Origin of the sequence: Acetatifactor muris (assembly GCF_024623325.1) — a bacterium.
Lineage (GTDB): Bacteria > Bacillota > Clostridia > Lachnospirales > Lachnospiraceae > Acetatifactor > Acetatifactor muris.
The window spans coordinates 23,432-48,678 of record NZ_JANJZD010000034.1; the positions used below are offsets into that span (position 1 = coordinate 23,432).

A 25,247-nucleotide genomic window follows, 5' to 3' on the forward strand; every position below is an offset into this window, starting at 1 on the left:
TAAGAAAAATGGAAAATAAGAAAGCTTCCTCCCGGAAAGGCTTTGCTCCTTTCCGCTGGCTCCGCAGAATGTTCTTCGGAGCTTCCAAAGAACTGACAGTTGCCGATGAACGTTATGACAGTCCTGGCAAACTGGCCGTCAAGCGCTTCTTCCGCAAGCCGCTTGCCACAGGTGCGGTTATTATACTGGCCGGAATGTTTCTCTTCGTATTCATTGGTTCTGCAATCTCACCCGCAGACCTGACGGAAACCGGCAGTGAGATGCTGCACACCAATATGGCTCCCACGCAGAGCCTGATGAAGCTTCCCGACGGCATGAAGGACGGCGTGGTGGATATCTCTTCCCGCGGTACCTTTACCATCGGCGTGGACACTGACGGAAAGGTCTCCATGTGGGGACAGTATGTAAACATTTCCGGCGATCCAGCAAGGGACGTCATGCAGATTCCCGAAGAAGTGAAAAATAACAAAATTGTCCATGTGGCGGCCGGTTCTGACCACTGTGTGGCTATCTCCGAGGACGGACAAGTCTACGCCTGGGGTGAATTTGACAATGGTCAGTATGGCCATGAAGGTTCCATGATTGCAGCTGCCCGCAAGCAGCCGGATGAGCTGATGAACGGAGGAACCATCGACGCCTCTCAGGTCCGTCAGCTGATCTGCGGCAACCAGGTAACTGCCATCCTCATGGAAGACGGCACCATCTATGCCTGGGGTAATGACGGCTTAAGTGCCACAAACCTCTCTTCTGTCATCAAGCACAGTAAAAAAGAGGGCAAAATTGTCAAACTGGCATTTACCAATGACGGTATCTACGGAATCGACGAATACGGAATATTTGTCTGCGGTAAAAGTACCAAATATAATCTTATCAGTATGCCGGATGAAAATGGACAGAATGTCACTGTTGACCTGTTCGAATATATAGGAGAACGAAAGGTGACCGATATCGCCGCTTCCGGCAATGCTCTGGCGCTGGTACTGGATGACGGTGAAATCATTGTCAGCGGCATGAAAGAGCCGCAGCCGGAGCTTCTGGAGGGAGAAAACGCAGTGTCCGTCTCCGGCGGCACCAGACATTTCGTTCTGACCACTGATCAGGGCCGTGTCTATGCGTGGGGACAGAATTACCGCAATCAGTGTAAAATTCCCGGGGCGCTGACCGAGGAAGGCGCCGTGGATAAGGTATATGCCAGCGGCTTCCAGAATTATGCCTTCAAAGATGGAAAATTCGTTGACTCCTGGGGACTGAAAGGATATCTTATGGGAACCGATGACATGGGCCGTGATGTGTTCAACCGTATCATGAACGGCGGTAAGATGACCATGACGGTAGGAGCCGTGGCGGTTATCGTCTCCACCATTATCGGTATCATCATAGGATGTATTTCGGGATACTTCGGAGGCGCTGTGGATATGCTTCTCATGCGTCTGACGGAGATCGTGGGCGCGATTCCTTTCCTGCCCTTCGCCCTGTGTCTGTCCGCCATTTTCCAGGGTTCCGATATCCACGAGAATACCCGAATCGTGATTATCATGCTGATTCTGGGTGTGCTGTCCTGGACGGGACTGGCCAGACTGGTGAGAGGTCAGATTCTGGCCGAACGTGAGAAGGAATTCGTCACCGCTGCCCGCTCCATGGGTGTCAAGGAGAGGCGAATTGCATTCCGGCATATCCTTCCGAATATTGTATCCGTTATCCTTGTGACGGTAACCCTGGATTTTGCCAGCTGTATGCTGACAGAGTCTTCCCTCTCCTATCTGGGCTTCGGCGTACAGCTTCCCCGGCCTACCTGGGGCAATATGCTGAACGGTTCCCGCAATGCCCTGGTCATCCAGTCTTTCTGGTGGAGATGGGTGTTCCCGGCACTGTTCCTTTCCGTTGTGGTTATCTGTATCAATATCATCGGTGACACACTGCGGGATGTGCTTGATCCGAAATCGGAGGTAGAAAAGTGAAAAAAGCTTTACTTGAAGTGAAAAACCTTCGTACTTTTTTTAAGACGAGAAACGGCACTGTTAAGGCCGTGAACGATGTATCTTATTCTATTTATCCGGGGCGGACTCTGGGAATTGTGGGGGAATCCGGCTCCGGGAAAAGTGTCACCGCCATGAGTGTTCTGCGGCTGCTGGATGCCAACGGCTACATTGCAGGCGGCACCGTCACTTTTGACGGGCAGGACCTGGCCAAAGTGACCACACAGCAGATGTACCATATCAGGGGCAACCGGATTTCCGTGATTTTCCAGGAACCCATGACAAGCCTGAATCCCGTTTTCTCCATAAAACGGCAGCTTTCCGAGCCATTTATCATTCATCAGAATATGAGCAAAAAGGAAGCTGAGAAAAAATGTGTTGAAATGCTGCGTGCCGTGCAGATTCCCAATCCGGAGGCTGTGGCACGTCAATATCCCCATCAACTCTCAGGCGGAATGCGTCAGCGTGTCATGATTGCCATGGCGCTGGCCTGTAAGCCGGACATTCTCATTGCCGACGAGCCCACCACGGCTCTGGACGTGACCATTCAGGCGCAGATCCTGAGGCTGATGAATGACCTGCAGAAAGAAAACGGCACCGCAATCATGTTCATCACCCATGATCTGGGCGTCATCAACGAAATGGCCGACGACGTGGTCGTTATGTACTGCGGTCAGGTAGTGGAACAGGCCCCTGCAAAGCTGATTTTTACAGACTGCAAAGAAAGCCATCCCTATACAGAAGGACTGATGTACTCCATTCCCAGGCTGAATGACGACCGGTCCAAGCTGGACCCGATTCCCGGCGTGGTGCCTCATCCTCTGGATTTGCCGAAGGGCTGCAAATTTGCCCCCCGCTGCAAATACTGTACCCAGAAATGTATCGACAATGAGCCGCCCCTGGCCCAGGTCGCAGAGAATCAGCTGATTCGCTGTTTCTATCCCAGCAAGGAAGAAAGGAGGAGCTCCGAACATGGAAAAATTACTGTCAATCACTAATTTAAAAAAATATTTCCCCGTGGCGAAATCCTCTCTCTTCGCAAAACAGATGTACGTCCGGGCCAACGAAGATATCTCTATCGACATTTATAAAGGAGAAACTTTTGGTCTGGTAGGCGAATCCGGCTGCGGTAAGTCCACGCTGGGCCGCGTCCTGCTCCAGCTGTACGAGCAGACTGCCGGCAGCACCATGTATTACGGACGTACCCTGGAAGAGGTGGCTCCCAGATATGTACTGGATACTCTCTCCAACGCAGAAAAATATATTGAGAAATATCATAAGGCAACGGCACATGCCGAAGAAATGACAAAAAAGTGCGATGCACTGGGCGACAATGCCACTTTCTTCGACCTGCAGGACAAGAATCTGGCACTCTGCGACGCCAAAACGGCGCTGGATTACTGTGCAAAGATTCTGGGCGGCTTCATGGTTAAGGAAACCCGCCAGGGTGCCGCTCTCCTCTCCGACAAGTATAAATTCGCTTTCCAGGCTGCTTCCATTGCCGCCAGGGCAGAAGACATTGAGCTGGAAATAGAAGTACAGGAGAGCCTGCTGGAAGATACGCCTCAGAAGGCACAGGCCATACAGGAAAAGCTGGCAAAGCTCAGGAAAAAGCGAGATGAGCTGACCGGCGAACAGAAAAAACTTCTGGCTTCCGCAGCGGAAACAGAAGAAAAAATCGCCCTGTTAAAAGCTCCCTATGCAAAGGATGAGGAATTCGCCAGATATGAGGCAATGCTGGATAACGGTGTGGATCTCAAGAGACTGAAATACAGTGAAATGCGCCATCTGCGCAAGGACCTGCAGATCATTTTCCAGGACCCTTACTCTTCTCTGAATCCCCGTATGACCGTGGGACGCATTATCGAGGAAGGACTGGTAACTCACAAATTCTACAAAGCCGGTTCCAAAAAAATGCAGCAATATGTCTTCGAGGTAATGAATTCCTGCGGCCTGCAGAACTATATGTACAACCGTTATCCTCATCAGTTTTCCGGCGGTCAGAGACAGAGAATCTGTATTGCCCGCTCTCTGGCAGTTAAACCGAAATTTGTGGTCTGCGACGAATGTGTATCCGCTCTGGACGTTTCCATCCAGTCCCAGATTATCAATCTGCTTCAGGAGCTGAAGGAGAAAGAAGGGCTCACATACCTGTTCATCTCCCACAATTTATCCGTGGTCCGCTATATTTCGGATCGTATCGGCGTCATGTACCTGGGCAATATGGTAGAGGTGGCAGAGACGGACGAGATCTTCAGCGATCCCCGTCATCCTTATACGATTGCGCTGCTGTCTTCCATCCCCACCACGGACCCTGACAGCCTCACCAAAGAGCGCATCATCCTGGAAGGCAATATTCCCAGTCCTATCAAACCTCCTTCCGGATGTAAGTTCCATACACGCTGTTTCATGGCCTGCGATAAGTGTAAGGTGGTTCCACCCGCACTCACAGAAGTAAAACCGGGACATTTCGTGGCCTGCCACTTTGCGGAGCAGCAAAAGGTGGATGAAAACGGAAATTATTTGTTTGATGTAAAGCTTGCAACGAATCAGCGTTAATATTTCAATTATGATTTCTGCAATGTCCCCCCGCAGTATCTCCTCATATGTATGGGCGGCACAAGGTCTTATCAGCCGCAGCAAGTAACGGGATACTGTGAATTTCACCTGATGGCGGGACATTGCAGAATTGGATGAGCAAAATCATGAGAAAAGCCTGGAAAAAAATTCCCAAAGAAATTGATTATGATAAGGAAGAACAATTACAGCAGGAACCTTTGGAAAAAAGTGATCTGCCGGCCATGCTGCTGGCTTCTGTCATTTCCATTTTTCTGCCGGTCATTTTGGTTCTGCTGCTGTTATTGGGCATATGTTATCTTCTGTTCGTGGGATTGTAGCGGTTCTGCCCTGTTTACCTCCAATGACTTCTAATAAAAAGGCCAGAGCCAAATCTCTGCAGGGACTTACCTGGAGCCTTCCGCGAGATTTCTGCAGCAGGTCAGGGTAAAAGCAAAGGGACGGCAGAGAAGGCCGGTAGCTCTTTCCTCAGCGCGTTATCAAAGAACCTCCACCTCTTCTGCGGCGTCCCTTTGCTTTAGGAGAAATCCCTTTGCCGGTCCTTGCGGGTATCTCAGATACTACTGCACATGAAAAGCCGTAAGCCCCGGATACTCCGCGGCACCACCCAGCTCTTCCTCTATCCTGAGCAGTCGGTTATACTTCGCCACTCTGTCACTTCTGCAGGGTGCTCCGGTCTTAATCTGTCCGGTATTCCAGGCCACTGCCAGATCCGCAATGGTCGTATCCTCGGTCTCGCCGGAGCGATGGGACATCACAGTAGTGTAATTATTCTTCTGTGCCAGCTCCACCGCTTCAAAGGCCTCTGTCAGCGTCCCTATCTGATTTACCTTCACCAGAATAGAACTTGCCGTCCCCAGCTTAATTCCTGCTGCAAGGCGCTTCTTGTTGGTGACAAACAAATCATCTCCCACCAGCTGCACCTTCCCGCCCAGCCTCTCTGTCAGCTTCTGCCAGCCCTCCCAGTCGTCTTCTGCCAATGCATCCTCGATGGAAATAATGGGAAAATCCTGGGTCAGCTTTTCAAAGTAGGCAATCATTTCATCCGTGCTGCGGATAATCTCTTCTCCCTTTAAGCTGCTCTCTCCGGGAAAATGATACATATCTGTCTTCTCATTATATAATTCGCTTGAGGCAGCGTCCATGGCTATCCATACATCCTCTCCCGGCTTGTAGCCCGATGCTCTGATTGCATCCACCAGCATGGTCAGAACGCTTTCTGCGTCCGGCAGGTCCGGCGCAAAGCCGCCTTCATCACCCACACCTGTGGAAAGCCCCTTTTCCTGAAGCAATTTCTTCAGATTATGATAAATCTCCGCACAGATGCGCAGGGCATCGGAAAAGCTGTCCGCACAGACAGGCATAATCATGAATTCCTGAAAGTCCACTGTATTTGCAGCATGTTTTCCGCCGTTTAAAATGTTCATCATGGGCACGGGAAGCAGATGGGCGCCGGTACCTCCCACATAGCGGTACAAAGGCATGGACAGCGCCCGGGCCGCCGCTTTGGCACAGGCCAGCGACACGGACAGGGTGGCATTGGCACCCAGATTTTCCTTGTTCTCTGTGCCGTCCAGTTCCACGAGAAATCTGTCGATTTCTATCTGATCCAGCGCATTTCTTCCTTCCAGCGAGGGCGCTATCTTTTCGTTGACATTTTTCACGGCATGCTGCACGCCCAGTCCGAAATAACGGGGTTCTGCGTCGCGGAGTTCCACCGCCTCGAAACGTCCCGTGCTGGCTCCGGAAGGCACAGCCGCCGTTCCGGTATACCATTGTCCGTCATCGTGACTCAGCACGATGACATCTGCCTCCACGGTAGGATTTCCCCTGGAATCCAGGATTTCCCGGGCATGAACAGATTTGATTTCCAGATATGTGGTCATAAAAAACTTCCTCCTTCGGATATATTTTCGGAAACTGTGTAAATTGTCCCGGTTAGTATTTCCGTAAAAGGAGGAAGCTATACTGTTACTGCTGTCGGTTACTCAAATCTTTGCCTGCGAAATTGTCTGTGAAATTTCATAAATCATTTTCAATAAGGTTTCCCTTTCAAAATTTCACAATAATCCCGATAATTCTTCTCCAGAAGAGCCGGCGTATCAAGGCCATAAGGGCATTTGGACTTACATCTGCCGCAATGCAGACAATTCTCAATCTTTTTCATTTTCTCCTGTGCCTGGGGTGTCAGATGTGCTGCGGAGGGGGATCTGCGAATCAGCAGGCTCATGCGGGCGCAGTTGTTAATCTCAATTCCCGCCGGACAGGGCATACAGTAACCGCAGCCCCGACAGAAATCTCCCAGAAGCTCCTCTCTGTCATGAGCAATAATCGCAGACAGTTCCTCCGTCATGGCAGGCGGCGCATCGATATAGGAAAGAAATTCGTCCAGCTCGCTTTCCCGCTGAATCCCCCAGATCGGAAGTACATTGTCATACTGTGCCAGAAAAGCATATGCGGCGGCAGAATTGGTGATCAGTCCTCCCGACAGCGCTTTCATAGCGATAAAACCCATTCCGGCATCAGCACACTTTTTCACCAGCTCAATATCCTTCTCTGTAGCCAGATAGGAAAACGGAAACTGCAGCGTCTCGTACAGTCCGCTCTCCACTGCTTCATTTGCCACATGCAGACGATGATTTGTAATGCCGATATGCCGCACCATTCCCTTTTCCCTGGCCTCCAGCATGGCTTCATAAAGTCCGCTGCCGTCTCCCGGTTTCGGACAGGTATCCGGATTGTGGAACTGATAGAGATCCACATAGCCTGTCCGCAGGTTCTTAAGAGAGGTATGTAAATCCCGCCAGAATCCCTCCACATCTGTCGAACCGGTCTTCGTGGCAATATATATTTTCTCCCGAATTCCTTCAAAAGCCTCTCCCAGCTTTTCCTCGCTGTCCGTATACGCTCTGGCCGTGTCAAAAAACTGAATTCCACCCTGATACGCCTTCCTGAGAAACTTCACTGCCGCTTCTCCGGAAATGCGCTGTATGGGCAGCGCGCCGAATGCATTTTTCTGCGCTGTAATTCCGGTATTACCCAATGTTACTTTAGCCATAGATTCCCTCCTGCAGATCTGTGAATCTGCCTTCTTCCTGTCTGAATGATTTCCAGGCAGCGCAGCGGTCCTGTCTGAGCCGCTGCCTCCCATATCTTACTATGCAATATAGCACAGTGCTGTCAAAACCGCAAGGAAATTCTGCATATCATATATAACCGGGGCAGCAGTTCCGGGCCAGGGCAGATACTTATGAGCATCTCCTCAGGGCGTCAGCCTGTGAATATCCCTGGGAAAAAGTGCAGCCTGTCGAATATTGTCAAAGTTCAGCAGCCTTGCGGTAAAGCGTTCCAGTCCCAACCCCAGGCCTCCATGAGGGGGCATTCCATGCTTATGCATCATCAGATAGCTCTCGAAGGCTTCCGGATTCATGCCTCGCCTGCACATTTTTTCCACCTGCATATTATAATCGTGAATGCGCTGTCCTCCTGTGGTAATTTCAAGACCCCGGAAAATCAGATCAAAGCTCAGCGTCTCCTCCGGGCTCTCCGGGTCCTCCATCACATAAAAAGGACGTTTGGCCGCAGGATAATGGGTGATAAAGACAAATTCACTCCCCGTTCTGCGCCAAATGATTTCAGACAGCATTTTCTCCTCCTCCGGTTCAAAATCATGACGCGCATATGCCTGTTCCCGCGCAGCCTCTCCCAGCCCCAGTTCTTCCGCAAGCAGTTCCTTTGCCTCCGTAAACTTCAGCTCCGGAATCGCCCCTCCCGGCACTGCGGACACGGCATTCGGCTCATTTTCTTCGGGCAGCTCCGGCAGAGTCACCTGGAGAAGCTCCAGCTCATGCGCGTATTCCCGGGAAAGCATATTCAGGGCACAGCGCAACATTTTCACCTCCAGGGCCATAAGCTCCCGGAAGCTCTCAATATAGCCCATTTCAAAATCCACTCCCGTATATTCGTTGATATGTCTGGCCGTATCATGCTTTTCCGCCCTGAAAACCGGTCCCACCTCATAGACCCGCTCGAACACTCCCGCCATCATCTGTTTATAAAACTGTGGGCTCTGGGCCAGGTAAGCCTCTCTGCCGAAATAGTCTACCCGGAAAACGTTTGCTCCGCCTTCCGCCCCTGCATACACAATCTTCGGTGTGTGTATCTCCACAAAATGTTCCTCTTCAAAAAAATGGCGGAAGCCTCTCAGAATTCCTTCCTGAATCCTGAATATGGCTCTCTCCTTCTCATTGCGCAGAGTCAGCGGCCTGAAATTCAGTTTGTTTTCCAGGGAAGTACTCATCTCCTTCTGGTTGATGACCACAGGCATATTCTCCAGCGGTTCGGAGAGAATTACAACTGACAGAATATACAGCTCCACCCCTGCCTTCGCCCGTTCCTCCTTTACCGCCTCCGCCGTAATCCTCACACAGGCCTCTTCCCTGAGCTTCTCCATCAGCTCCTGCCTGTCACAGACGCACTGTATCACATCCCGCGGTGTCCTGACCCGGCAGAAATAAAACCCCTTCATTTTTCTGATTTTATAGATGCTGCCGTGAAGTGTGACTGTTTCGCCGATGTGTTCCGCAAGTTCTGATATCTCTGATATGTCCTGTATCTTTTTTTCTTTCATTCCTGCTCTTCTCCTGTTCTTCTGTTTATCTCTATCTGTTTCTGTCTTCTTTCATCTTTTCATTCTTCCGACATATTCTGTCCTGCATTTCAATTCGTCCATTCGGGCATCGTCTTTTTGCCACATCTTATCACCTTCTTTCAAATATCTGCACAGAAAGGTTTAAACTGCCGTTTCTGAAATACAGAGAACAAAAAAAGAACCACAAATCGTATCTCTACAATCCATGGTTCCTTTATACGCTCTCATCATGCGTTTACACCAGGTACCACGGCAGCACAGACAGCGCCTGCAGCCGTGGTATCCACCGCTACAAGCGCTTCCTATCGTCGTCCCTGTATGCAAATACTCTGCATAATCCGCTTTGAAGCATTTCCTTATCCTCACTGACCTGTATCTTGCCCGCTTTCCTTTTCCGGTACGGGCTTCAGCAAATTTATGTTTTTCACTATATCACGAAATCTGCTTATTTGCAAGACCGTTTTTAACATGGCTCACAATGAATCAAATTCTGACAAGTCAGCAGTCACAATGCCACCTTATGTCAATCTTCTGCCCTGCCCTGAGCGTAAATTTCCGCACTGTGTCAGCATATCGAAGTGTCACTTTTCTGTCTGTCCCGGACAGCAGTGTGATTTTTACCGGCGTTCCCTGTTCCCAGTACAAATCCAGAAGAATACCGCCTCTCACAGCAGCGCCTTCCAGCTTTCCCTCAGGCCACATTTTGGGCAGGGCCGGAAGCAGGCGGATGCAGTTCTCATGGCTCTGTATCAGCATCTCCATCACCGCCATGGAGAAGCCTGTATTTCCGTCCAGTTCGTATACTTCCATGAAAGAACCTGCACCTCTGGTGGGTGGATGCATGACCAGCAGATTCCCGCCTGTAAGTATGGTCTGCATACTCACCAGATGACGGTATGCCTGATTGGCGTCTCCCAGTCTGGCACTGTAAAGTGCAAGCAGAGACCTGGCCCAGCCGGTGTCCTCCCAGTTCTCACAGGGTGTCAGTTTTGCCTTTATGGAGGCTGCCGCCGCTTTTGCCAGAGCGGGCGTCCCCTCTGTCGTAATCTGACCGTAAGGGAAAAGCCCCAGCAGGTGACTGGTATGTCTGTGCTGTAAATCTGCCGCTTCATAGTCATGGTTCCACTCAGCCAACGTTCCGTCCGGCAGAATTCTGTATGGCAGCAGCCTGGGCAGCGCTCTCTCCACCTGGCAAAGCATCTCTTCCCAATCCTGTCCCTGCCCGGTTCTCAGCTCACATCCTTTTTCTCCTTCGGCTTCCGATACAGATTCCTTCTCCTGATCTGCTCTCAGCTCACATCCCCGGCTCCGCTCTGCTCCCGGTCCACCTCCCTGTCCTTCTCCGATTCCCAGTTCCCGGCATATCTCCGCATACTGAAGAAACAGTTCCCGAATCATGACCATCTCATAGGTACATCCTGCGGATGCAAAATATTTCTTCCCGTTCACCCAAAAAGCATTCTCCGGTGAAATGGAAGGGCCTCCCACCAGATATCCATCTCTGTCTTCAAACAGATATTCCAGGAAAAAGGAAACCGCCTCCCCAATCACCAGCAGCGCCCGTTTTCTCAGGAAATCTCTGTCCTGTCCATAGCGATAATGCTCCATATAGTCGGATGCCTGCCAGATGCCTCCGGTGGGACAGGGGGAAAGAGATTCATTCCAGTAGGGGGCTGCATAGCCCCATGCGTTGGAGACCAGCTCTCCCACCCATCCGCTGTATCCATAGCATTTACGTGCGGTGAGGCGGCCATTGGGAATCAGGTGCTTTTCCATCCAGTCAAACAAAGGCTCATGGCATTCGCTCAGATGCCCCGGCTCGCTGATCCAGTAGTTCATCTGGGTATTGATATCCAGGTGCATGTCACAGGTCCAGCCGATCCGGCAGGCCACATCGTCATTCCATACCCCCTGAAGATGGGCTGGCATGGGAGAGTCCTGCCGGGAGGAGGACAGCAGCAGATATCTGCCATACTGATACATCAGCTCTGTCAGACGCCTGTTGTCGCCTCCCTGCCGTACCTGGTCAAGCAGCTCCCCGGCACTCAGCTCTGCTATGGCTTCCTTTTGCCCTTTCCCGCAGTTCTGCTCCTGATTTCCATCCTGTTCCGCTTTCCTGCTTTGTTCTTCCCGCAGCTCCCAGACTTCTTCCCTCCACTGTCCCAGCTTCAGCCTCTGCCTGCCCATCAGCGCTCCGATATCGGCACTGTGGCGTTCCCGCAGGCCGGAATATTCCTCCAGTCCACGACACACACATCTCATCACTGCTTCCCGTACATTTTCCGCCTTCTTCGCTTCCTCTGTTCCATTTTCATTTGTCCACACATCCATGCTCAGGTAAAGTACTACACATTTCGCTCCACATACCCTTATCCCGAACGACTCCTCTTTCAGGCTGAATTTTTCCGGGCATATCTGCTCTCCCCGGCTGTCTGCAGCACACAATTTTACCGCGCCATACAATCGGCTTCCCTCCGTACCGTCGCTGTGCACTGTCTCAAGCGCTGCTGTCTCAAAGCACAGTATCCCGTCGTCCCCCGCCCAGGTTCGGTAAGGATTACGGCCGCCGTCAAAAGAAACCGTAATTGTCATCTCCGCTCCTGTCTGTTCCATTCTGCAGGCAAACACATGATCTTCATGGGAAGTAAGGGCTTCCCGCAGATGACGATTCCGGACGTTTCCATAACTGCATCCTGCAATTCCTCTGTCCAGATCCAGATATCTCCTGTAATCTGAGACTGGAGACTGGCCCTCTATCCCAATATGAAGCTTTCCCACCGGCAGATTGGTGCCATAGTTTCCTCTCTTACCCATGAGCCTTCCGGTCTGCCTGTATATTTCTTCATAGTCCCCTTCCAGAGCCGCTTTTCTGGACGCCGCAAAGGCTTCGGCTCCTTTCTCCGGATAGGGATCCACATTGCCCGAACCGGAAAAAAAAGCCCCATGAGACAGCTCCACGATTTCCTCCCCCGGACGCCCATAAATGACCTGTCCCATAAAACCATTTCCCAGGAGGCATCCCTGCTGCCAGCTCTCCGCCCAGGTATCAAATAAGATTCTGTTCCCTTCTTCCATTTCTTCCCTTCCTCTGTCAAACTATTATAATAATTCTACCTGCGCAAGCTGCAGCCACAGCTGCCACGGTTCCTGCCAGGCTTTGGCATCGTCCTGATTCCATTTCCATCTTACGACGACTTTCCTGTCATGTAAAGTACCGGTAACAGTTAAAAGTACCGGCTGCCGCAGAACATCCGCAGCAGCCGGCTCTCAATTTCTCTTACATTCAGCCTGTTTCGTATTATTCGTACTCTTTTACAATCTCAAGCGCTTTCTCCCATTCCTGGGTGTAATACGCTGTCACATCATCCAGGCCAAGCTGTTTTGCCTGCTCCGTCATGGTGCTCCACAGGGACTCGAATTCCGCCTCGTCCGCAGCATACACCATCTGCCAGGAGTACTTCTTGACAATCTCACCGATCTGGGTAATCACGATTTCCAGGTCGTCTCCTGCAGGCGTAATCATATTCACGGCCTGGGTGGAATCTGCAATCATGTCTCTGGGCTCCAGATACTCTGCCAGGACATTGACGCCGCCCATCATCTCGTTCACTTCCTGCTTCATCAGAGTGGGATTTCTCCGCAGCCAGGAAGGCCAGTAACGATAGCTCATGGTATAACCGCTATCCATAACAGTGGCAGCCTGAGGCCCCAATGTATTAAAGCTGTACGCACCGTCTCTGAACGCACCGCCGCCAATGTCTTCCGGCATCAGAAGTTCCGTATTCTGTGTTACAATATCCTCTTCGATCACATAAGGCTCGCCGTTTTCATCAAAGTCCCAGATCACGCCCTGAGGACCGTTGGTCAGATAGGAACAGACTTCCGGATCATACATCCAGTTCAGCAATTCCAGAACCGCATCCAGATTCTTGGTATCCTTTGCAATGGCAAAATACCAGTTACGGCCGATGGTCTGTTCCGGTGCATTGTAAAGCTTCATATCATTTGCAACCACACTTGCCATGCCGTCCACTTTTTCCTCATTGTTCTGGTTATCTGAGGTATAGCTGCCCGACAGCCAGGAGAACCAGGAGAACATTACCCGGCCTGCACTGAATTTCGCTTCCACATCGCTGTAAGTCTGTGACATGGAATCCGGGTCCAGAAGGCCTCTCTGATTTGCGTCAAAATAGAATTTCAGCGCTCTCTTATAAAAGCTGTCATCTGCCAGCAGGGATTTGGTTTCTCTGGTCAGAATATTGGTCTCCATCAGAGGAGACACATACTCCGTGTCAATTCCGTACATGAAGGACAATGTGGAAATCTCCAGGGCACTTACATTATCCCAGTCAGAGAACAGGGAGAAGCCGTACACTTTTTCTCCTGCCTCTGTGGCAGGTTTATATTCCACCATCTTCTCCACTACGTCCAGGTAATCTTCCAGGGTTCCGATCTCCGGTTTCCCCACCTGCTTATAAGCATCCCACTGAAGCATGGGCACCCAGTTCAGAGAGTTATAGGCGGTAGGTCCGATTGCCACAGGCATCAGATACAGATGTCCCGTGTCATTGCTGGTGAAATCCTGAGAATATTTCACAGCGTTGGCATACATCTCGTTCTCGAAAATGTTGGGCAGCTTGTCCTTGTACTCATCCAGGGGAAGAAGCAGATCCGCATCCATTGCAAGCTGTGCCTGATCCAGTCCTTTCAGTCCCACCAGATCCGGCAGCTGTCCTGCCACAAGATACTGCTGCAGCTTTGTCTCCACCTCATTGCCAGTGGGATCAAAATCAATCTTCAGCTTCAGGTCATCATACAGCTTCTTTGCACCCCAGCCCTGCCAGATTCCGGACTCGCCGGTGACTGACTGCATCACGAAAGCGGACACCGTTGTCTCCTCCCTCTCGGCGGGAGCCGCATCAGAGCTCTCCTTGCTTTCTTCCGCCCCCCCAGAAGCCTGGGTCTGCGAAGAGGAACTCCCTGTCTCACTGCCGCCGGCTTCCGATCCGGTATCTCCGCAGGCTGTCACTGATAATGCCATTACCGATGCCAGCAATGCTGCCAATAACTTTTTCTTCATGCTTAAACCTCCATCTTTCTTTATAGTCTTTATGATAAAGCAGCTGCCTGCTTTTATCCGGTTTCATTTTCTTCCGGCCTTTTACTAACCTTTGACCGCTCCAATCATCATACCTTTGACAAAATACTTCTGGAAGAAAGGATATACCACCAGGATCGGCAGAATCGTCACGATACACACCGTATATTTGATTGTCAGCGGCGACAGCATGGTGGCCGGATTCATCTCGGCCATCATTTCCGGATTCTCGCGGGCAATCTCCGCCAGCGTATTGGCCTCCTTCAGATAGCGGTACAGCACATACTGTAATGTCTGAAGATCGCGATTCTTGGTGTACAGTACTGTATCCATCCAGTTGTTCCACTGTCCCACCGCCGAGAATACGGCGATCGTGGCCAGTATGGGCTTGCAGAGAGGCATGACAATTCTCAGGAACCGCACCATATATCCGGCCCCGTCAATCTCCGCCGACTCCTCCAGAGACTGGGGCAGAGATTCCATGTAGGTCTTCACAAGAATCAGGTTAAAAGGCGTCACACAGCAGGGCAGAATATACACCCAGAAAGTGTCGTATATTCCGATGGTTCTGTAAGTCAGGAAAGTGGGAATGACACCTGCGCTGAAATACATGGTTATAATGACAAAGCGATAAAATATTTTCTTATGCCAGTATTCTTCCCTGGAAAAACAATAGGCAGGAAACGCGGCACAGATGATTGTAAAAATCGTGCCCAGCACTGTCCTTGCCAGGGATACCATGGCGGCACCCGGCAGTTCTTTCAGGGACAATACCTTTACATAGTTTGCAAAATGAATTCCCCTGGGAATAAATCTGATTCTTCCTGTGGCCACCAGAGAATTGTCACTGATGGTGTTGATAAATATGTAGTAAAAAGGATAGATACAAATCAGCGTAAAAATCCCGAATATCAGACAAATCACAATATCTGTGATGTGGTCGCGCCACGTCCGTTTCTCCACGGAACGGATATCCTCTTCTTTCTTTTTCCCAGCCATAATGTCTCCTTTCTGAGCTCCCGTACAATCAGGGGGCATTTACACTAAAATATGGATGATCCTCTGATTTTTTTAGACAAAGTGTTTGCCACAAATACCAGGAGTACACTGATCAGAGACTTCCACATGCCCACCGCCGTCGCATAGGAAATGTTCCCCTGCTGCAAACCATAGCGATATACATACAAATCCAGCACTTCAATGTAATCCTGGGTCATGGCATTGGAAAATACCAGGTACTGGTCAATTCCGTTATTGATAATATTCCCAATCTGCAGAACAAACATGACAAAAAAGGTTGGTATCAGATGAGGTGTGGTAATATGCCACATCTTCTGAAATCTGCCCGCCCCGTCAATATTGGCCGCCTCATAGATTTCGGAATCAATGGAAGTAATCGCGGAGATATAAACGATGGCGCCCCATCCCAATCCCTTCCACAGGTGATACCCCAGCATCTTCAGCCACATATGACTTGTGGAAGTCAGAAAATTTGTGGGTGTGGTAAGAATCCCGGCGCCCACCAGTATGTTGTTCAGCAGGCCTTCTGTGGAAAACAGGGCAAAGAAAGCCGCATACACCAGAACCCAGCTGATAAAATTGGGAATGGTAGTCAGTGTCTGCACGATTTTACGGTATCCCTTCCACCTGATTTCCATGAGGAACATGGCGAAAATCATGGGAAGAATCATAGTCGCCATATAAAGCAGATTGATACCCAGTGTATTTCTCATCACTCTCCCAAACTGATCTCTGAGCACCGGATTGTTGAACGGCGCGATAAACCATTTGAATCCCACGAATTCACAGTCAAGCAGCGCCTTTCCCGGCTTGTAATTGAAAAATGAATAGGACCATCCTGCCAATGGCAGATAGGAGAAGATCAGGATTCCTGCCAGGAACGGCAGCGACAGAAGAAACAGTCGGAACCCGGCTTTATCCCGGGGCGATTTCTTCTTCACAGCATTTGTTTTCTGCATATCTCTTCACACCTCTTATTCTGTTAATTTGCACACCATCTGTTTACACAGCACATTATATCCGCAATCTTTTGACAAAGTAAATTGAACAAATTCTTAAACATTGTACATTTTAACAATAAATAATTGACATTGCATTTATTCTTAATAAGTGCAAATATTCCAGAATTTTATTACTTTTCAGCTTTTCCATTTCTATGGTAAAATATCTTTATCCCGGGCGTCATCCGGATTCCGCAGAACAGTGCAGGAGGGATATCCAATGAAGCACAAAAGATATACTGAAAAAAGTTATGGCTTCTTTTCCAGAATGCTGCTCGTCTGCACTGCTCTGCTGACAGCCTTTTCCATTATATCCAGTGTGATTGTAAGCCATCTTTCCAGTCGTTACGAACAGACACTGTATCTGAAGTCTTACGACCTTGCGGCCGCCAATCTGCTGGAGGCCTTTGACAGCCGTGTGGCTGATTTCAATATCCTGGCCGGCAAATTTCTGTCAGACGGTCAATGCGATCCCCGTCTCTGCGCTCTGCTGGAAACACCTTCTTATGAGGAAATTCCTGCGGAAACACGAAACTACTGTACCCGGCTTCTGGCGGGTATCTGCAGAGATGACCGATATCTGCGGGGCTTTCTCATTTTTTCCCCCGAAAAAGAAACGCTTTATTACTATACGGAATCCAGATCATATCTCTTCCATACCACGCCTCCCGAAGTCCGGACTCTGGTCCCTTTCTCCGGAAGTCTCCTGGATCTGGACACTGTCGGCCGGCTGGTAGCCGCCTGTGACAGAGAATCCGCAGGATACAGCGCCTTTTACGGTATGGCCGCAACATTGTACCATAGTCCGGTTGCCCCCCTGGGCTACATGATTCCCCTGTATTCCACATCGGAATATACAGATATTCTGTCCAATTATGACCTGAAGGAACAAAGTGCCTTCCTCATCACAGACGAGGCCGGGAATCTTTTCTTCCATTCCAATCCCGGACTGTCACTGAATGAGGATAGCTGTTATACTGATACTCTCCGCAACAGTAAATATGGCTTCCAGGTAACTTACTATACCAGAAAATACGGAATTCCCATAAGCTCCGTCACCTGCATGATTATTCTGTTCGCCGTGCTGGTGACTCTGTTCTCCTTTTTCCTGTATTACGTTACTTATTATCTTTCACACCGAAATATATACAGAATTCTGGATGGCATGAAGCGCTTTTCCCTAAACGATCTCACTTACCGGATTGAAAAGCCCTCCGGCCATAATGAATTCACCCAGATCATCGACGGTTTCAACACCATGTGCGAAGAGCTCCAGCGCAATGTGGAGCTTTCCTATGTCTATGAGCTGCAGCAGAAAAAAAGCGAGCTGTACGCCCTGCAGACCAGCATAAACCCGCACTTTCTCTACAATACTCTGGAAATCATCCGGACACAGATTCTCAGTCTGAAGCCAGCTGACGCATCCCAGATGATACTGCTGCTGTCCAGAATCTATCGGAACCAGATTACATCCAGCATGTTCATTACCTTAGGCCAGGAAGTCGAGCTCTGTGAAAATCTCATGCTCCTCTACCAGTATCGTTTCCAGAATTTTGAGTATGAATTTGACATGGATGGACAGATATCCCGTTATGCTCTGCCGAAAAATACCCTGCAGCCGCTGATAGAAAACTATTTTGTCCACGGCATTGTGACGGAGCGCCAGGATAATCTGTTTTTCCTGTCCATCAAATCCTCTCTCCGTCAGGAAAAACATTATATTCATATGACGCTGGGCAATAACGGACATCCCATCTCCGAGGAACGCATACAGATGCTGGAAGAAAAGTTGCAGTCCGACTCTTACACCAAAGAAGATACCGTGGGTTTCGCACTGACCAATGTAAACAGCCGTATGCGCATTGTCTTTCAGGAAGATTACAGCATGCATATCAGTTCCGGTAAAGAGGACATGCAGTTTCAGATTGAGTTACATTTCCCGGCCATGACGGCAGAACAGCTGAAAGCGCCGTTTTTATAGGGTGTGTGCGCCCCGGGCTGTTTGTACAGCGATTTAATCAGGAGGTTAACTATGTATAAGGCAGTAATTGTAGATGATGAACCACTGATCGTAGACGGTCTTGTAAATGCGATAGAATGGACCGGATTTCACATTGAGCTGGGGCTTGCCACCACGGATCCCCAGGCCGCTCTGGATTATTGTCTGGAAAATCCAGTGAACATTGTTATAGCCGACGTATCCATGCCTGTCATGAACGGTCTGCAGCTGATTCAGAAAATCAAGAAGGCCAAGCCTTCTGTCTTCTGTATCATCCTCAGTGCCTATCAGAATTTTGAGTATGCCAGAACGGCACTCCGCTATGGCGCCGAAAATTATCTGCTCAAACCCCTGGACCCCGATGAGCTCTCTGACACTATCAGCCAGATTATCAATCATATCAAAGAAAGGGAACAGCTGAATATTACCTACGGCCGTTCCATGATGACTTTCCGCAATGCCTTTACCGAGCAATGGCTGAAGAACCTTGTAAGCAATGCGGAATTGTCCACAAAGGCCGAGCTTCTGGGCATCAATCTGGATGCTCCGGGGTTTACAGCCACCGTTTTTTCCTGTTCCAGAGGCGGGGAAATCATGATGTCCCGTTTCTTTGATTTTCTGCTTCAGTATCTCCCCGGTCACTATACCGGCAATTTTTTCTTCGAGACACCGCTGAGGCTGGTGGGGGTATTGTCCCCCATCTCCCCGGACGAGGCAGATACGGAAACATTTCTGGCTCTGGTCCTGAAATCGGCAGCCTCCAACGGAATCCGGGTATTTGCCAGCATAGGCAATACGGTCAGAGATTACAGTCAGGTATACCAGAGTTACCATCAGGCGGACAGAATGGCTTTTCTGGAATATTCCCGAATGCCTTTTGTCTTCTTCCGGGATCTCCCGGGTCTTGAAGAGGCGGCCACAGGTGCTCTGGAAGCTTATGACAGACAGTGCGGCCACAGCGCTGCTCTGGAGCGTTTATTCCTGCAGTATGTCCCTGAACTTGGCTGCTATTCTGTTCTGTCAAAACGGATTGCCGCTCTCTGCAAAAAAGAATATGAACTGTGGGACAAAAACCCGGAGCTCATAGAGTCTCTGTCTCTCCTGCCGCTGTCGGAAAACCTTTTTGCCGGAGAAGCTGCTGACCGCACTGCCTATTATGAGTTTACGCTGAAATTTCTGAAAAAAAGCGATCCTCTGCTTGCCAGACTGCAGCAGTCCATGTATCCCATGGTGGATGCCGTCATCAAGACCATACATGAATTTTCTGATAAAGATATCTCTCTGAAGACGCTGGCATTTAAGCTGAATGTGACGCCTTCTTATCTGGGTACGGTATTTCATCAGCAGACAGGCTATTATTTCAATGATTATCTGACGGATGCCAGGCTGAAATACGCCGCCCATCTGCTGGAACACACCGATATGAAGATCAAGGACATTGTGGATAAAATAGGCTTTTCCAGCCAGACTTACTTCAACCGTTCCTTTAAGAGATACTTTGATACCTCTCCCATCAGTTACCGGCGTGACAAAAAAATCAGAAAACTTTGATAACGCAAAAAAGTCAGCAATGCTGACTTTTTTACTATGCTTCTCTGTAATTTTTACGGCTCATTCAGCAGACTCTGAACGCCGCTCCAGTCAATCACAGGAAAATTATGCATACCAACAGCCGTCTTTTTGCTTTTTATATTGATCTTCACCACATTCCACACCAGACAGGCCACAGCGGCAACTACACCCACACCAAAAATTCCCGCCGCCAGGGTAAGAGTCATATACTCTTCATCCGTAAAATAATGTCCTATTACCGCAATCACTGCAAAAAAGGCACCTACCCCAAGGCAGACAAGCGGATTTTCGAACATTTTCTTCTTCAGTCCGGACACTGCCCAGGATTGAGGCTGACGGCAGTTGGGACATTGATCGCGAAATTCTGTGGAAAATATCTTCGCCTCCGCATCTTTGTGCGTGTCCTTCACCTTTTGGACAAGATACTCATGGGCCCGCTTACACAGTTTATCCTCTCTGTCCTGACTCAGTGTCTTGAAATTACTGTTATCGGTAGCTTCTGTTCCTACAAGTACTGCCTTCAGTAAACCGCTGTCCTTTCCGCAATGCTCACATTGAAATGAATAAGGTACTTCTACTTTCTCGCTTCTCTTGTGCTTATAATAAGAACCCATTTTATATTCCTCCTGGTACAGTTTTCCCCTTTATCTCTCACTTTTTCTGCAGAAGAGACTTTCCGGTCATCTCCGCAGGCTGTTCCTTCCCCATAATCGCAATCAGTGTGGGCACAATATCTGCCAGACAGCCGTTCTCTCTCAGCGTGTATGCCTCATCATAATTCACCAGGATAAAAGGTACCTGATTTGTGGTATGCGCCGTGAAAGGTTCTCCTGTCTCATAATCAATCAACATCTCCGCATTGCCGTGGTCGGCACAGATAAACATAGCGCCGTCCACTTCCCTGATGGCTTCCACCGCTTTGCCCACGCACTCATCCACAGCTTCCACCGCCCTGACGGCCGCCTCCAGCACACCTGTATGCCCCACCATATCCGGATTGGCAAAATTGATGATAATGACATCGTATTTCCCGGAGCGAATGGCCTCGCAGAGCTTGTCGCACACACCGTATGCACTCATCTGCGGTTTCAGATCATAGGTCGCCACATCCTTGGGCGAATTCACCAGCACCCGATCCTCCCCTTCGTTGGGCTCTTCCACACCGCCATTAAAGAAGAAGGTCACATGCGCATATTTCTCCGTTTCAGCGATGCGCGCCTGCTTCATGTGGTTGGCCGCCAGCCACTCACCGAAGGTATTGGTCACAGACACCTTGTGGAATGCAACCTCTTTATTGGGAATCGTGGGGTCGTAATCAGAAAAGCATACATAAGTAATGTTTTTCCTGGGTCCCCTGTCAAATCCCTTAAAATCATCGTCGCAGAAAGCTCTGGAAATCTCTCTGGCCCGGTCCGGACGGAAGTTGAAGAAAATGATGGAATCTCCATCCTGAACCACAGCAATCGGCTTCCCGTTCTCCACAGCCAGAGTAGGCTTTACGAATTCATCTGTCTCCTCTCTGTCATAGGACTCCTGAATACCAGTTACTCCGCTCTCTGCAGTCAGGCCTTCTCCCTTTGTCATGGCGTCATAAGCCAGCTTCACGCGGTCGTAATTATTGTCTCTGTCCATTACATAATAGCGGCCCATCACCGAAGCAATTCTGCCCACACCGATTTTCTCCATCTCGGCCTCCAGCTCTTCCGCATATCCTTTGCCGCTTGCAGGAGGCGTGTCGCGCCCGTCCAGGAAGCAGTGCACATACACCTTCTCCAGGCCCTTTTTCTTCGCCAGCTCCAGCAGGCCGTAAAGATGTGTGTTATGGCTGTGCACGCCGCCATCGGACAGAAGTCCCATCAGATGAAGGGCACTGTCATTCTTCTTGCAGTTCTCAACTGCCTTCAGCAGGGCCGGATTCTCAAAAAAGGTCCCGTCCTGTATCTCCTTTGTAATTCTGGTCAGCTCCTGATACACGATACGGCCTGCGCCCATGTTCAGATGTCCCACTTCCGAATTGCCCATCTGTCCTTCGGGAAGCCCCACTGCCATTCCGCTGGCATTGCCCCGTACAAAAGGGTATTCTGCCATCAGGCTGTCCATCACAGGGGTTTTGGCAAGCGCCACCGCATTGCCTTCTTTCTTTTCATTCAGGCCATAGCCGTCCAGAATCATTAGTACTACCGGTTTCTTGCTCATTTTCTCTCTCCTTTATGCCACATCTTCCTCGCTGTCCCGCCGGGCCGGGAGATGTCTTCTGATTTTGTCTGTTTTTTCGAAAAGCCTGATTTTTCCGCTTTCTCTCCAAGATTAGTAACAGTTCAGACAGGGCACTGAACTGTTACCAAGATTATACACTGAAAAAAGCTCCCGTGCAATACCTTCTTGCATTTTCCGCCCGCAGTTGCTATACTGATTATTACACGTTGCAGGGGCTTTTATCAGGCTCACGTTTCATTAACAAAGGGCAGGTTTCTGCAAGGGCTTGCCGGGGGGAGGCTGCCGCCTGAGGCCGGGATTCCCGCAATGACTTACTGGGGGCTGCCTCCTGAGACCAGGATTCCTGCAGGGACTTACTGGGGACTGCCTCCTGAGGCCGGGATTCCTGCAGGGACTTACTGGGGACTGCCTCTAAGTCCAGGTTACTGCGGCGAGGCAAGTTTAAAGCAAAGGGACGGCAGAGGAAGCCGGGGGTTCTTTCCTCGGCGGGGTAACGCGCCGGTAAACTAAGCCTCAACTTCGACTAAAGCGCGAAAGTACCGCGCTTAAGTCTGCGTAGAGGCTGGATTTTACCTCTGCTAAGGGCACCCCTTGGTGCTTTCGGAAAGAACCCCCGGCCTCCTCTGCCTGTTTCTTGCAGTTTAAACTGGCCTGGGACAGATATGGACTAAACGTTCTGGTCTGGTATGGTTTGTAAAGTTCCAGTCTTCTGTAGCCATAAGTTGGTCTACGATATTGCCTGCTAAAATTGTAGTGGTCAAGGCCCCATTGGTGCTAAAAGTGTCCTTGCGGACACTTGGAAAGAGCCATCGGCCTCCTCTGCCTGTTTCTCTGCAGTTTAAACTGGCCTGGGACAGATATGGATTAAGTGTTCTGGACTGGCATGGTTCGTGAAAGTTCCAACCATCTCCACCATAAGCTGGTCTGTGCTATTACACACTAAAACACGCGGAAAGACAGGCGGAGAAGGGGTGGGAGGCTCTTTCCGACAGCACCGAGGGGTGACCTTAGCAGAGATGAAATCCACTGCCTACTGAAACTTGGGAGCGGTACTTTCGCTCCTTAGTTTCTGTTGGCAGTTAGTTCATCGGCGCGTTACCCCTGCCGAGGAAAGAACCTCCCACCCCTTCTCCGACGTCCCTTCGCCTTAGGAGAAAGCCCCTTATTGGTCCTCGCGGGTATCCAGGACCCGGCGACAAGCCCCGGCTGGTCCTTGCGGAAATCCAGAACCCGGCGGCAGGTCCCGGCTGGTCATTGCGGGTATCCAGGACCCGGCGGCAGGTCCCTTGTCGGTCCCCAACTATAAAATGAGAAATCCGAGGTTGTATATATGATTACACTACTGTCCAACATTTTCATTAAAAACAGAACCAATAGAAAGGACCCGGCCGTCCGGCAGGCATACGGCATTCTGTGCGGTGCTGTGGGCATTTTCCTGAATCTCTGTCTCTTCACCGGGAAATTTGTCGCCGGAACTGTCAGCAATTCCATTGCCATTACTGCGGACGCTTTCAATAACCTCTCGGATGCAGGTTCCTCCGTCATTACCCTTATAGGTTTCAGGATGGCCGGTCAGAAGCCGGACCCCAGTCATCCCTTCGGCCATGGTCGAATCGAATATATATCCGGGCTGCTTGTGTCCGTGATTATCCTGCTGATGGGTGCGGAACTGCTGAAAAGTTCCGTGGCCAAAATCATTCATCCGGAAGAACAGCTTTTTTCTCCCATGATCATTGTCATATTGCTGGCATCCATCCTGGTAAAATGCTATATGTTTCTCTATAACAGACAGTTGGGGAAAAAGCTGGAATCCGCCGCCATGGCCGCCACAGCCACCGACTCCCTCAGCGACTGTCTGGCTACATCCGCAGTGCTGGTATCCACACTGATTGCACATTTCACAGGGTTTGCCATAGATGGCTGGTGCGGTGTGCTGGTGGGTCTGTTCATCTGCTATGCGGGATACAGCGCGGCAAAAGACACGGTCAGTCCTCTGCTGGGGCAGGCGCCGGACAGGGAATTCGTCCGGCAGATTAATGACATCGTTATGGCTCATGAAAATGTTCTGGGAATCCACGATTTAATCGTACATAACTATGGTCCCGGCCGGGTCCTGATTTCCCTGCATGCGGAAGTGCCTGCAGACGGGAACTTCCTGGCTCTTCATGATATGATTGACACTATCGAACATGAACTGCGGGATACACTGAACTGCCATGCCGTAATCCACATGGATCCCATCTGTGTGGGCGACGAGGAGACCACACGGCTGAAAGCTCTGGTTAACGGCTATCTGCAGGAAATCAGCGAGAGGCTCACCATGCACGATTTCCGCATTGTCACCGGCCCTACTCATACCAATCTGATTTTCGATGTGGCAGCCCCCTATGATTTCTCCATGACTGACAGTGAGCTGGAAACGCAGCTCAAAGAGAGGATTCTCAGAGACAATCCAACTTATTTCGCAGTTATAGAAATCGACAAGCAGATGGCATAAAGGCAAATAGCCTGAATTGTCACGGAAAGCGGGCAGACACATTTGTACAGAAGGGAAATACAACCATGGCACAGCAGAAACTGACACCGCTGGCTGACGCCGAAAGCAGACGGCTGGCGACACTGGAAAAACGGTATCGAAATGCCGCCAGAATACAGATTGAGAGCCGCGTCACACATTATCATCCGATCACCGGCGGAAACTATACTTCCGTCACCATAAGAGATCAGAAAAGTCGTTGGGGCAGCTGTTCCTCCCGGGGCACACTGTCCTTCAACTATCGTCTCATTTTCGCCCCACCTGTGGTTCTGGATTATGTGGTGGTGCATGAACTGTGCCATCTCACTCAAATGAATCATTCCAGGGACTTCTGGGATATGGTGGCTTCTGTCATGCCGGACTATAAGATTCAGAAGACATGGCTCAGAGAACATGGGCATGAGCTCACTCTGGAAAATCATCTGCGCAGACTGGGCATTCCCGTGACTCTGGACTGAACAGGAGGAAACCGGATAACTTCTCGGAATCTCAATAAAGGAGATTCCAACCGAAGATTGACAACTGAATATCGTGCAGGAAAAGAAATTTGAGAAAAATGGACATAAACATTGGACATAGTGGGTACTATGCCTTGAAAAA

Annotated in this window: 17 protein-coding genes; 8 read left to right on the forward strand and 9 right to left on the reverse strand. The window is 50.0% G+C overall.

Annotated elements, in window-relative coordinates; translation table 11 throughout:
• Positions 1–8: 8 nt before the first annotated feature.
• From NSB25_RS23210 to NSB25_RS23230, 4 genes are all read left to right on the forward strand, one after another.
• Positions 9–1,958 carry an ABC transporter permease subunit gene (locus tag NSB25_RS23210; RefSeq protein ID WP_103241799.1) on the forward strand — a complete coding sequence of 650 codons (1,950 nt, stop codon included), beginning with the start codon at positions 9–11 and terminating at the stop codon, positions 1,956–1,958.
• Positions 1,955–2,974 carry an ABC transporter ATP-binding protein gene (locus tag NSB25_RS23215; protein WP_103241800.1) on the forward strand — a complete coding sequence of 340 codons (1,020 nt, stop codon included), beginning with the start codon at positions 1,955–1,957 and terminating at the stop codon, positions 2,972–2,974. The genes NSB25_RS23210 and NSB25_RS23215 overlap by 4 nt, the downstream gene beginning before the upstream one ends.
• Positions 2,949–4,535, forward strand: a complete 1,587-nt coding sequence (locus NSB25_RS29295; RefSeq protein ID WP_172455252.1) for an oligopeptide/dipeptide ABC transporter ATP-binding protein — start codon at positions 2,949–2,951, stop codon at positions 4,533–4,535. The genes NSB25_RS23215 and NSB25_RS29295 overlap by 26 nt, the downstream gene beginning before the upstream one ends.
• 134 nt (positions 4,536–4,669) lie before the next feature.
• Positions 4,670–4,873, forward strand: a complete 204-nt coding sequence (locus NSB25_RS23230) for a hypothetical protein (RefSeq protein WP_103241801.1) — start codon at positions 4,670–4,672, stop codon at positions 4,871–4,873.
• 240 nt (positions 4,874–5,113) lie between these two features.
• On the opposite strand, the gene eno is transcribed toward NSB25_RS23230, so the two are convergent.
• From eno to NSB25_RS23265, 7 genes are all read right to left on the reverse strand, one after another.
• Positions 5,114–6,439, reverse strand: coding sequence for a phosphopyruvate hydratase (gene eno / locus NSB25_RS23235; RefSeq protein ID WP_103241802.1), 1,326 nt, complete (start codon positions 6,437–6,439; stop codon positions 5,114–5,116).
• A gap of 149 nt (positions 6,440–6,588) precedes the next feature.
• Positions 6,589–7,611 carry an aldo/keto reductase gene (locus NSB25_RS23240; protein ID WP_103241818.1) on the reverse strand — a complete coding sequence of 341 codons (1,023 nt, stop codon included), beginning with the start codon at positions 7,609–7,611 and terminating at the stop codon, positions 6,589–6,591.
• A 204-nt stretch (positions 7,612–7,815) separates the two neighbouring features.
• On the reverse strand, positions 7,816–9,183 hold the full coding sequence (gene aspS, locus NSB25_RS23245) for an aspartate--tRNA(Asn) ligase (protein WP_103241803.1): 1,368 nt from the start codon (positions 9,181–9,183) through the stop codon (positions 7,816–7,818).
• Positions 9,184–9,702: 519 nt separating this feature from the next.
• Positions 9,703–12,279 (reverse strand): glycosyl hydrolase family 95 catalytic domain-containing protein, encoded by a 2,577-nt coding sequence (locus NSB25_RS23250; protein WP_103241804.1) that lies wholly within the window; start codon positions 12,277–12,279, stop codon positions 9,703–9,705.
• A gap of 223 nt (positions 12,280–12,502) precedes the next feature.
• Positions 12,503–14,284, reverse strand: a complete 1,782-nt coding sequence (locus NSB25_RS23255) for an extracellular solute-binding protein (RefSeq protein WP_103241805.1) — start codon at positions 14,282–14,284, stop codon at positions 12,503–12,505.
• Between the two features lie 84 nt (positions 14,285–14,368).
• The gene (locus NSB25_RS23260) at positions 14,369–15,301 is read right to left on the reverse strand and encodes a carbohydrate ABC transporter permease (protein WP_103241806.1); all 933 of its coding nucleotides are present in this window, start codon (positions 15,299–15,301) and stop codon (positions 14,369–14,371) included.
• 44 nt (positions 15,302–15,345) lie between these two features.
• Positions 15,346–16,281 carry an ABC transporter permease gene (locus NSB25_RS23265; RefSeq protein ID WP_103241807.1) on the reverse strand — a complete coding sequence of 312 codons (936 nt, stop codon included), beginning with the start codon at positions 16,279–16,281 and terminating at the stop codon, positions 15,346–15,348.
• 262 nt (positions 16,282–16,543) lie between these two features.
• On the opposite strand from NSB25_RS23265, the gene NSB25_RS23270 reads away from it, so the two are divergent.
• The gene (locus NSB25_RS23270) at positions 16,544–18,304 is read left to right on the forward strand and encodes a sensor histidine kinase (protein WP_103241808.1); all 1,761 of its coding nucleotides are present in this window, start codon (positions 16,544–16,546) and stop codon (positions 18,302–18,304) included.
• 51 nt (positions 18,305–18,355) lie between these two features.
• Positions 18,356–19,873, forward strand: coding sequence for a response regulator (locus tag NSB25_RS23275; RefSeq protein WP_103241809.1), 1,518 nt, complete (start codon positions 18,356–18,358; stop codon positions 19,871–19,873).
• Positions 19,874–19,926: 53 nt separating this feature from the next.
• On the opposite strand, the gene NSB25_RS23280 is transcribed toward NSB25_RS23275, so the two are convergent.
• Both NSB25_RS23280 and gpmI read right to left on the reverse strand, forming a co-directional pair.
• Positions 19,927–20,508 carry a hypothetical protein gene (locus tag NSB25_RS23280; RefSeq protein WP_103241810.1) on the reverse strand — a complete coding sequence of 194 codons (582 nt, stop codon included), beginning with the start codon at positions 20,506–20,508 and terminating at the stop codon, positions 19,927–19,929.
• Positions 20,509–20,545: 37 nt separating this feature from the next.
• Positions 20,546–22,090, reverse strand: coding sequence for a 2,3-bisphosphoglycerate-independent phosphoglycerate mutase (gene gpmI, locus NSB25_RS23285; RefSeq protein WP_103241811.1), 1,545 nt, complete (start codon positions 22,088–22,090; stop codon positions 20,546–20,548).
• Between the two features lie 1,351 nt (positions 22,091–23,441).
• On the opposite strand from gpmI, the gene NSB25_RS23290 reads away from it, so the two are divergent.
• Together NSB25_RS23290 and NSB25_RS23295 are read left to right on the forward strand one after the other, a co-directional pair.
• Positions 23,442–24,608 (forward strand): cation diffusion facilitator family transporter, encoded by a 1,167-nt coding sequence (locus NSB25_RS23290; protein ID WP_103241813.1) that lies wholly within the window; start codon positions 23,442–23,444, stop codon positions 24,606–24,608.
• An 11-nt stretch (positions 24,609–24,619) separates the two neighbouring features.
• Complete coding sequence (locus tag NSB25_RS23295; RefSeq protein WP_242982582.1) at positions 24,620–25,105, forward strand: M48 family metallopeptidase; 486 nt, start codon at positions 24,620–24,622, stop codon at positions 25,103–25,105.
• The last annotated feature ends 142 nt before the right edge of the window (positions 25,106–25,247 follow it).

What these genes read in the sequence shown, in the direction of transcription:
- NSB25_RS23210 (WP_103241799.1), top strand. Translation starts at nt 9, where the DNA reads ATGGAAAATAAGAAAGCTTCCTCCCGGAAAGGCTTTGCTCCTTTCCGC.
- NSB25_RS29295 (WP_172455252.1), top strand. Translation starts at nt 2,949, where the DNA reads ATGGAAAAATTACTGTCAATCACTAATTTAAAAAAATATTTCCCCGTG.
- NSB25_RS23230 (WP_103241801.1), top strand. Translation starts at nt 4,670, where the DNA reads ATGAGCAAAATCATGAGAAAAGCCTGGAAAAAAATTCCCAAAGAAATT.
- eno (WP_103241802.1), bottom strand. Translation starts at nt 6,439, where the DNA reads ATGACCACATATCTGGAAATCAAATCTGTTCATGCCCGGGAAATCCTG.
- NSB25_RS23240 (WP_103241818.1), bottom strand. Translation starts at nt 7,611, where the DNA reads ATGGCTAAAGTAACATTGGGTAATACCGGAATTACAGCGCAGAAAAAT.
- aspS (WP_103241803.1), bottom strand. Translation starts at nt 9,183, where the DNA reads ATGAAAGAAAAAAAGATACAGGACATATCAGAGATATCAGAACTTGCG.
- NSB25_RS23250 (WP_103241804.1), bottom strand. Translation starts at nt 12,279, where the DNA reads ATGGAAGAAGGGAACAGAATCTTATTTGATACCTGGGCGGAGAGCTGG.
- NSB25_RS23255 (WP_103241805.1), bottom strand. Translation starts at nt 14,284, where the DNA reads ATGAAGAAAAAGTTATTGGCAGCATTGCTGGCATCGGTAATGGCATTA.
- NSB25_RS23260 (WP_103241806.1), bottom strand. Translation starts at nt 15,301, where the DNA reads ATGGCTGGGAAAAAGAAAGAAGAGGATATCCGTTCCGTGGAGAAACGG.
- NSB25_RS23265 (WP_103241807.1), bottom strand. Translation starts at nt 16,281, where the DNA reads ATGCAGAAAACAAATGCTGTGAAGAAGAAATCGCCCCGGGATAAAGCC.
- NSB25_RS23270 (WP_103241808.1), top strand. Translation starts at nt 16,544, where the DNA reads ATGAAGCACAAAAGATATACTGAAAAAAGTTATGGCTTCTTTTCCAGA.
- NSB25_RS23275 (WP_103241809.1), top strand. Translation starts at nt 18,356, where the DNA reads ATGTATAAGGCAGTAATTGTAGATGATGAACCACTGATCGTAGACGGT.
- NSB25_RS23280 (WP_103241810.1), bottom strand. Translation starts at nt 20,508, where the DNA reads ATGGGTTCTTATTATAAGCACAAGAGAAGCGAGAAAGTAGAAGTACCT.
- gpmI (WP_103241811.1), bottom strand. Translation starts at nt 22,090, where the DNA reads ATGAGCAAGAAACCGGTAGTACTAATGATTCTGGACGGCTATGGCCTG.
- NSB25_RS23290 (WP_103241813.1), top strand. Translation starts at nt 23,442, where the DNA reads ATGATTACACTACTGTCCAACATTTTCATTAAAAACAGAACCAATAGA.